Source organism: Persicitalea sp., from assembly GCF_041751555.1.
Lineage (GTDB): Bacteria > Bacteroidota > Bacteroidia > Cytophagales > Spirosomataceae > Persicitalea.
Genome location: NZ_JBGSXF010000238.1, coordinates 1 through 7,362 on the forward strand (window position 1 = coordinate 1; position 7,362 = coordinate 7,362).

At 52.3% G+C, this 7,362-nt stretch carries 6 protein-coding genes and 1 pseudogene; 5 read left to right on the forward strand and 2 right to left on the reverse strand.

Translation table 11 applies throughout. From position 1 onward, the window contains the following. On the reverse strand, positions 1-809 hold an 809-nt coding region (locus ACEW8P_RS08515; RefSeq protein WP_373512660.1), incomplete at its 3' end, for a FecR family protein. 94 nt (positions 810-903) lie between these two features. Further along, entirely contained in the window at positions 904-1,497 is a 594-nt protein-coding gene (locus ACEW8P_RS08520; protein WP_373512661.1) for an RNA polymerase sigma factor, read from the reverse strand. Between the two features lie 187 nt (positions 1,498-1,684). On the opposite strand from ACEW8P_RS08520, the gene ACEW8P_RS08525 reads away from it, so the two are divergent. From ACEW8P_RS08525 to ACEW8P_RS08545, 5 genes and pseudogenes are all read left to right on the forward strand, one after another. Then, entirely contained in the window at positions 1,685-3,112 is a 1,428-nt protein-coding gene (locus ACEW8P_RS08525; RefSeq protein WP_373512662.1) for a sulfatase, read from the forward strand. Between the two features lie 21 nt (positions 3,113-3,133). After that, a complete protein-coding gene (locus tag ACEW8P_RS08530; protein ID WP_373512663.1) occupies positions 3,134-3,718 on the forward strand; it encodes an RNA polymerase sigma factor in 585 nt (194 codons plus the stop codon). Positions 3,719-3,933: 215 nt separating this feature from the next. Then, on the forward strand, positions 3,934-5,037 hold the full coding sequence (locus ACEW8P_RS08535; protein WP_373512664.1) for a FecR family protein: 1,104 nt from the start codon (positions 3,934-3,936) through the stop codon (positions 5,035-5,037). A gap of 44 nt (positions 5,038-5,081) precedes the next feature. Further along, complete coding sequence (locus tag ACEW8P_RS08540; protein WP_373512665.1) at positions 5,082-6,623, forward strand: sulfatase; 1,542 nt, start codon at positions 5,082-5,084, stop codon at positions 6,621-6,623. Positions 6,624-6,801: 178 nt separating this feature from the next. Continuing rightward, positions 6,802-7,362 (forward strand): annotated as a pseudogene (locus tag ACEW8P_RS08545) (polysaccharide pyruvyl transferase family protein); the annotation flags it as partial.

Consider the following 7,362-nt stretch of genomic DNA (forward strand, 5'->3'; position numbering starts at 1 on the left):
AGCCGGATTTCCTTGCGAGCCAGGACGGCCTGCTGGTTGGGCAGCAGCAGGATGCCCTCGCGTTCGCGGGTGCTTATCATATTCTGCTTACCCAACTGATCGGCCACGGCCACCGATACCCGCCCGGTACGTACTTCCACCGTTATGTCTTCATCATCCTGGTAAGCCCGCACGTTGAAACTTGTTCCAAGTACCTTCGTGACCAACTCATTGGCGAAAACATAGAACGGCTTGTTGGGATCTTTGGCAACTTCAAAAAATGCCTCCCCGCTCAGGTGAACTTCTCGCTTGGTAGTTTTATTAAAATTATGGGCGTAGCTAATTCGGCTTCTGGGTTGTAATGAAATGGTACTCCCGTCGGTCAGCGTGATGAAGAGTGGTTCGTCTGTGTCGTTTATTTTTTCAATCAGCGTTAGGGTAGTTTGCCCCCGGTTGCTCTCATAGCTGATTTTCTGGGTATCGACTGGCAGAGCAAAGTACCCTAAGATTAATAACAAAGAAGCGGCTGCCGCCCAACTCGTCCGGCGGGGTAGTTGCCGCCAGACGGGTACTTTCGATTCGTTGGCGATTATTTGCTGAATGCGTTGAAAAACTACTTCTTCGTGCACCGCGGCGGAAGCTCCACCTTCTACCTGTTGCTCGATGCCCAGCAGGAAATTGGTGGCCGCAATGACTTCCGGCTTTTTCTCGGGGTACTTTTCCAGGAAATTCTGCCAGAAAGTATCCAACTCGGCGTTGGGCTGTCGTACCCATCGCCGGAATTGGGCATCTTCAAGAAAATCGTTGGTCGTGTAGTCAGAAGGCTCCATATCAGGGCTTGAATGGGAATAATTTCCCTTTTGCCCTTATAGAGTCAGCGGAAGTCCATTTCAACCTTGCAAAGGCTGAAATTTTTATGAAATTTTACAATATTGACCCTAATAATGTGATTAGTAGTACAATAGAAACTTCGCGTAGTCTGTGTAAAGCTTTCTGAACGAGGTTACGGCTTGTTTGTTCTTTAATGTCGAGCATATCGGCAACCTCGGCGTACTCCATCTCGTAGTAGTAGCGAAGTATCAGCGCCTCGCGCTGACGGGGAGGTACTTGATCCAGCCAGGCGTTCAACTTCTCGGTTTGCAGTACTTTCTCCTCTTTGGTAGTGAAGTCTATTTCCGCTGAGGGCTGCAAAGGCATCAGTGTTTCGGGCAGAGTCTCCCAATCCGTTTCGACGAGTGGGCCTGAACGCAGCGTGCGGTGAATTTTGCGACGGAGCGAAACCATGAGGTAGTACTTCACCGACCGCGCCTGACTGAGCGAGCGACGGGTGCGCCACAAATCCACGAAAAGATCCTGGATAGTGTCGTTAATGGCCGCCTCGTTGTGCAGAAACTGCTTTCCGTAATTGAATAATTCTTGAAAATAGCGGCGATAAAGCTGCTCGAAAGCAGCTTCGTCCCCTCCTCGTACCGAGTACCAGAGATCATCATCAGCCCTATTTCGCTTTTCTTTTATCAAGATTATTCAGGAATAATTCTCTTGATAAGAAGAGAAAGAGTACACTCAACTACTGAGTAAGCGTATTAAAAAAACAGGTTTTTAATCGACAGTAATTCATCACTCCCCTCGTCTTCATCCTGCATTCAGTAGATTGCTACTTTCCATTCGCTTTGTGAATTGTCGAAACCAAACCCCTTTGCATCCGATGAATAAACTGCTATTTGCCGTCCTCATGTGTTCATATCCGATTTTGTTAACAGCCCAGAAACAGAATGAGAACGCAACTGCCCGCCGAGGGGAGGTCCCACGCAACGTCCTCCTGATCGCTATTGACGACCTCAACAACCACCTCGGCTGCTACGGCGATCCGTTGGTACAGTCGCCCAACATCGACCGCCTGGCCAGGCGTGGCGTACGCTTCGACCGCGCTTACTGTCAGCTTCCACTTTGTAGTCCCAGCCGCACAGCCTTATTGACGGGCTTACGACCCGACTCGTCGCGGGTGTATGATCTGAAAACTCACTTCCGCACTACCGTTCCCGACGTAATAACGCTGCCGCAGCATTTCAAAAACCAAGGCTACTTTGTGGCGCGGGTAGGCAAGCTTTACCACTACGGAGTTCCGGGCGACATCGGTACCAATGGCCTGGACGATCCGCTTTCCTGGACTACGGTGCGTAATCCAAAGGGCCAAGACAAGGCCGAGGAAGACCTTATCACCAACCTCACTCCTAATCGTGGACTAGGCTCGTCGCTCTCTTACCTTGCCGCCGACGGTACCGACGAGGAGCAAACCGATGGCATGGTAGCTACCGAAGCCGTGAAATTGCTGGAACGAAGTAAGGACGACCCGTTTTTCCTGGCCGTAGGATTCTTTCGTCCGCACTGCCCTTACGTAGCCCCGAAAAAGTACTTCGAACTATATCCCGTCAACGAAATCCCGCTCCCGGCTCACTCGCCCGGCGATACCACGCAGTACCCGCGCGAGGCCTTTTGGACTTATCCCTTCAACTGGGGGCTGAACGAGGCCCAAAGGCGTGAAGCCATCCAAGCCTACTACGCTTCCATCACTTTTATGGACGCGCAGGTCGGTCGGGTGCTGGGTGCGCTGGATCGGCTGGGCCTGGCCGAAAATACCATCGTGGTGTTATGGAGCGACCACGGCTACCTGCTCAGCGAACACGGGCAATGGATGAAACAAAGTTTGTTCGAGGAAGCTGCGCTGGTGCCTATGATCGTCGCGGCTCCCGGCGCGAAAGGCAACGGCGTGGCCAGTCCACGCACGGTGGAGTTGCAGGATATTTACCCGACCATCACCGACTGGTGTAAAGTCGGAACGCCCGCCCACGTGGCCGGGAATAGTCTGCTGCCGCTGCTGGATAATCCAAAAACAGCCTGGGATCACCCGGCCATCACGCAGACGGATCGAAAAAGCGGCATGGGCCGCAGCATCCGCACGGAACGCTGGCGTTATTCCGTTTGGAAAGATGGAAAGGGAGCCGAAGAACTGTATGACCACGACAAAGACCCCTACGAACTAAAAAACCTGGCGAAGGAACCAAGTTTTGCCCAAACAAAGCAAGAATTGAGACGCCGCTTGCTGGGAACTACCAGTAAAGCAGCGAGGCGTTAAGTTCATTTTATTCCAAGAATTTTGGCGATTACTAAAAGCGATATTGAACTCTGGATGGCCTTCAAAGAAGGCAGCGAACGGGCGTTGGAGCGGCTGTATAGGCGATACTTTCCGGGGCTGAGTCGATACGGGTACCGCATCATGCCCGACCGCGTGCTGGTGGAAGACGCCATTCAGGATGTATTCGTGGATTTGTGGCGACGAAGAGCGTACCTGAGCGAAATTGAGAACGTCAGGGCCTATCTATTTCGGTCGTTGCGCAACCAACTGCTCCGCAATTCCCGCCACGATATTTTTGAGGGGGCGGAGGATATCGACGATTTTCTCGACTACCTCTTCACGCTTTCCAGTGAGCAGCAGTCCATCGACCGCGAAACCCAGTCGAGCCGCGCCGAGTCCATCCAGAACGCCCTCGCTCATCTTAGCAACCGCCAGTGGGAAGCCGTTCACCTGCGTTTTTATCAGGGCATGAGCCTCGACGAAGCCGCCGAAGTGATGGACATTCAAAAGCAGGTAGTCAAGAACCTGCTTTCCAAGTCCTACGCCGTACTCCGCGTTTCGCTGAAAGCGCTTATTTCTTTGTTTCCCGCCATATTTTCTTGCTGATTTTCTCATGGGGTGCCACCAAGGCACACGGTAATTGATTCTCGATCGATTGCCACCGACGGGTAGAACCGCACTAATCTATCTTTTCCTTCCCTCTTTGGGCGCCAGCCCGATTCTTTCGTCCTCCCCAAAAAATAATTCCCCCCACAATGGTTACGATTCCACGGATTCTGTACCCTTATGTATAAACACCCTCCAACTTCTTTTTTCTGAAGATGAAAAATACCTACACGAGGATTCAAGACTTCCTGGACGATGATTCCTTCGTGCAATGGGTGCTGGCGGGTCGGAACGACGGCCACTGGCGGCAGTTTTTGGCAGAAAACCCGCAGCAGTCGGGTTTGGTGAAGCAAGCACGCTCTTTGATCGAAGACATACGGCAGCAGGAGGGTGCTGATTTGCCGCCGATGAGCCAGAGGTTGGTTTGGGCCAGAATCTCGGCCAACCTGCGGACGCCCGAAGAAGCGACAAACGAATCTTCGGCGTTCAAAATCGGTCGTTACGGAGTTTGGCAATGGGTAGCGGGGTTAGTTTTGATGCTGGGGCTGAGTTGGTTCAGTTGGCAAGGCCGCCCCGGTGGACCGATTTCCTACCGACAATCGACTACTTCGGTTCAAGAGAGAAGCGAACTGATCGAACGAATAAATGAGCTGGAAACGCCACTGGAAATCGCGCTGGAAGATGGTAGTGTAGTGAGGCTAAGCAAGGACAGCAAGCTGACGCACCCGAAAGAATTCGGCAGCAAAAATCGCAATGTAATACTGGTCGGCGAGGCCTTCTTCGAAGTAGCCAAAGATAGCGAACGTCCTTTTTACATTTACGCCAATGAGGTGGTGACCAAAGTACTGGGTACGAGTTTTCGGATTCGGGCCTTTGAAAAAGAGGAAGACGTGACCGTACAGGTCAGCACAGGCCGGGTGTCGGTATACAAGCAGCGCCGCATCAGCCTCAGCGACCCCGAGACAGACGGGCTGGTGTTATTACCCAACCAACAGGCGGTCATTAGTCGTACCGACCAAAGCCTAAGCCGCCGCCTGGTGGAGAAGCCTGCACCGATTCTCAAAAAAAGTTTCGATACCCTGCCGAGACATTACGACGAAGTACCCGCCAGTCGAATACTGCGGGACATCGAAACCCGCTACGGCATCACAATCCTGTTCAACGACGATGTACTGGATCATTGCGTGATGACTACCGCGCTAGGCGAAGAATCGCTATACGACCAGTTGGATTTGATATGCAAAACAATTGGAGCCAGCTATAAAGAAGTGGACGGGCAGTTGGTGGTGGAGTCGAAGGGATGTAAATACAGTAGTTAGAAGCGGGCGGTTTCTTTTTCGCTAAAAAACCAGTCTGCTGTTTTATGATTCGCTCGTTCCGACAATTTACTTCCCTGTTTGTCCTGCTTTTTGCACCACTTCTTGCTTTTTCGCAGGCTGAAAAAAGGCCCAACATCATTTTTATCTTCTCCGATGACCACGCCTACCAGGGTATCGGGGCCTATGGCAATAATATCGCCAAAACGCCCAGCATCGACCGCTTGGCGCGGGAAGGGGCGTTGTTCAAAAACTGCTTCGTTACCAATTCCATCTGCGGGCCTAGCCGGGCCACGCTGCTGACGGGCAAATACAGCCACATGAACGGCTACCGGGACAATGGCCGAACACTTTTCGACACCGACCAGACGCTTTTTTCCAAGGAGCTGCAAAAGAATGGTTACCAAACCGCCTGGATCGGCAAAATGCACCTGAACAGTCTGCCCGTAGGCTTCGACTACTGGAACATCCTGCCCGGTCAGGGGCACTACTATAATCCTGATTTCATCAGTCAACCCAACGATACGACTCGCCACACTGGCCACGTCTCAGATTTGATCACGCAGTTCTCGACCGAATGGCTGAAGGAGCGCGACGACACCAAGCCGTTTTTCCTCATTGTAGGTCATAAGGCCACTCACCGGACATGGATGCCTGCCCTGGAGGATCTGGGCGCGTACGACAACGTCACCTTTCCGCTGCCCGCCAATTTTTACGACGATTACGAAGGCCGCGTCTCAGCCCGGGATCAGGACATGAGCATCGATAAGACGATGCGGATGAAGGAGGATTTGAAAATCGACCCCGACTACCAGAAAGACGGCCTGTTCAGACGATTCACACCCGAGCAGAGGAAAATATTCAAGGCGTATTATGATAAAGTAGCCCAGGAAGCGAAGGACAAGAACCTGACGGGTAAGGCCCTGATCGAGTGGAAGTACCAGCGCTACCTGCGCGACTACTACGCCACAGCCAACGGCTTGGACCGCAACATCGGCAAGCTATTGGACTACCTCGACGAGAGTGGATTGGCCAAAAATACCATCGTGATTTATTCCTCCGACCAGGGTTTTTACCTGGGCGAACACGGCTGGTTCGACAAGCGGTTTATCTACGAAGAATCGCTGCGGACGCCGCTGATCGTTCGTTATCCGGGGGTAGTGAAGCCCGGCACGACAATCGAACAGTTTGTCATGAACATCGACTGGGCCCCCACAGTGCTGGACTTAGCCAGTACTAAAATTCCCTCTGATATGCAGGGTAAGTCGTTCTTCCCCCTGCTGAAAGCCGTCGATCCTAAAAAAGTACCCTGGCGCAATGAAGCCTACTACCACTACTACGAATTTCCGCAGCCGCACCACGTATATCCTCATTTCGGCATCAGGACGGAGCGGTACAAACTGGTCTACTTCTACGGCGGGGCCGACTCGTGGGAGCTGTTCGACATGCAGAAAGACCCGACTGAGGTGTCGAACATTTACGGTCAGAAGGGCACCGAATCAGTTACGAAAGAGCTGAAGGCAAAATTGCAAAAGCTAATGATCGAGTATAAGGATCAGGAAGCGTTGAAGATTCTGGCTGGTGCCTAGGTTGCCATTTGTGTAGTTTTTGGGTTTCCCTTCACGCCAGACAAGCCTAGTAGGACTCACTATCTATACCGACGACCAAGGCTTCCTATTGAGGAATTGTTAGCCAGAAATCAGTAAAAGCGCACGGGGCACTTACTTTTGGTCAGAACGCTATTCTCGCACCAAATCTAATGGCCAAATGCCCCCGACCAAATACGATCGCCGCCACTTTCTGGCTTCCATCCCTCCGATAGCTTCTTGCCTTGTCAGCCTGGATATACTGGCTTCAAACCTTACTTCCGAAAAACCCAAAAAGCAACTAGTACTCCGCTCGTCTTGGCAGACGGTCAACATCGGCGACATCGGTCACACACCCGGTGTATTACACCTGCTCGAAAAGCACTTACCCGAGGTTCGGGTGCGCCTGTGGGCCACCGATGTCAGCAACGGTGTTCGGGCAATGCTGGCCAACCGCTTTCCAAATCTCGAAATATTTACACAAAAGGACGACGAAGCCATTGCCCGCGCTATGATAGAGTGCGACTTCCTGCTGCATGGATCCGGCCCGTCGCTGGTGGCCCGCGGCGACGTAAAGCGCTGGAAGGAGGAAACGGGCAAGCCTTACGGCGTGTATGGTATTACCTTTCCAGGCGTTTACAGCGACGATCCCAAAGAAGTTATTGAAGCCAATCCGCTCGATGTGGAATTGCTCAATGCCGCTGCCTTTGCTTTCTTCCGCGAGTCGGTTTCGCTGGCTTTG

Coding starts and splice junctions, on each gene's coding strand:
- ACEW8P_RS08525 (WP_373512662.1), top strand. CDS start 1,685: ATGAATAAACTGCTATTTGCCGTCCTCATGTGTTCATATCCGATTTTG.
- ACEW8P_RS08535 (WP_373512664.1), top strand. CDS start 3,934: ATGAAAAATACCTACACGAGGATTCAAGACTTCCTGGACGATGATTCC.
- ACEW8P_RS08540 (WP_373512665.1), top strand. CDS start 5,082: ATGATTCGCTCGTTCCGACAATTTACTTCCCTGTTTGTCCTGCTTTTT.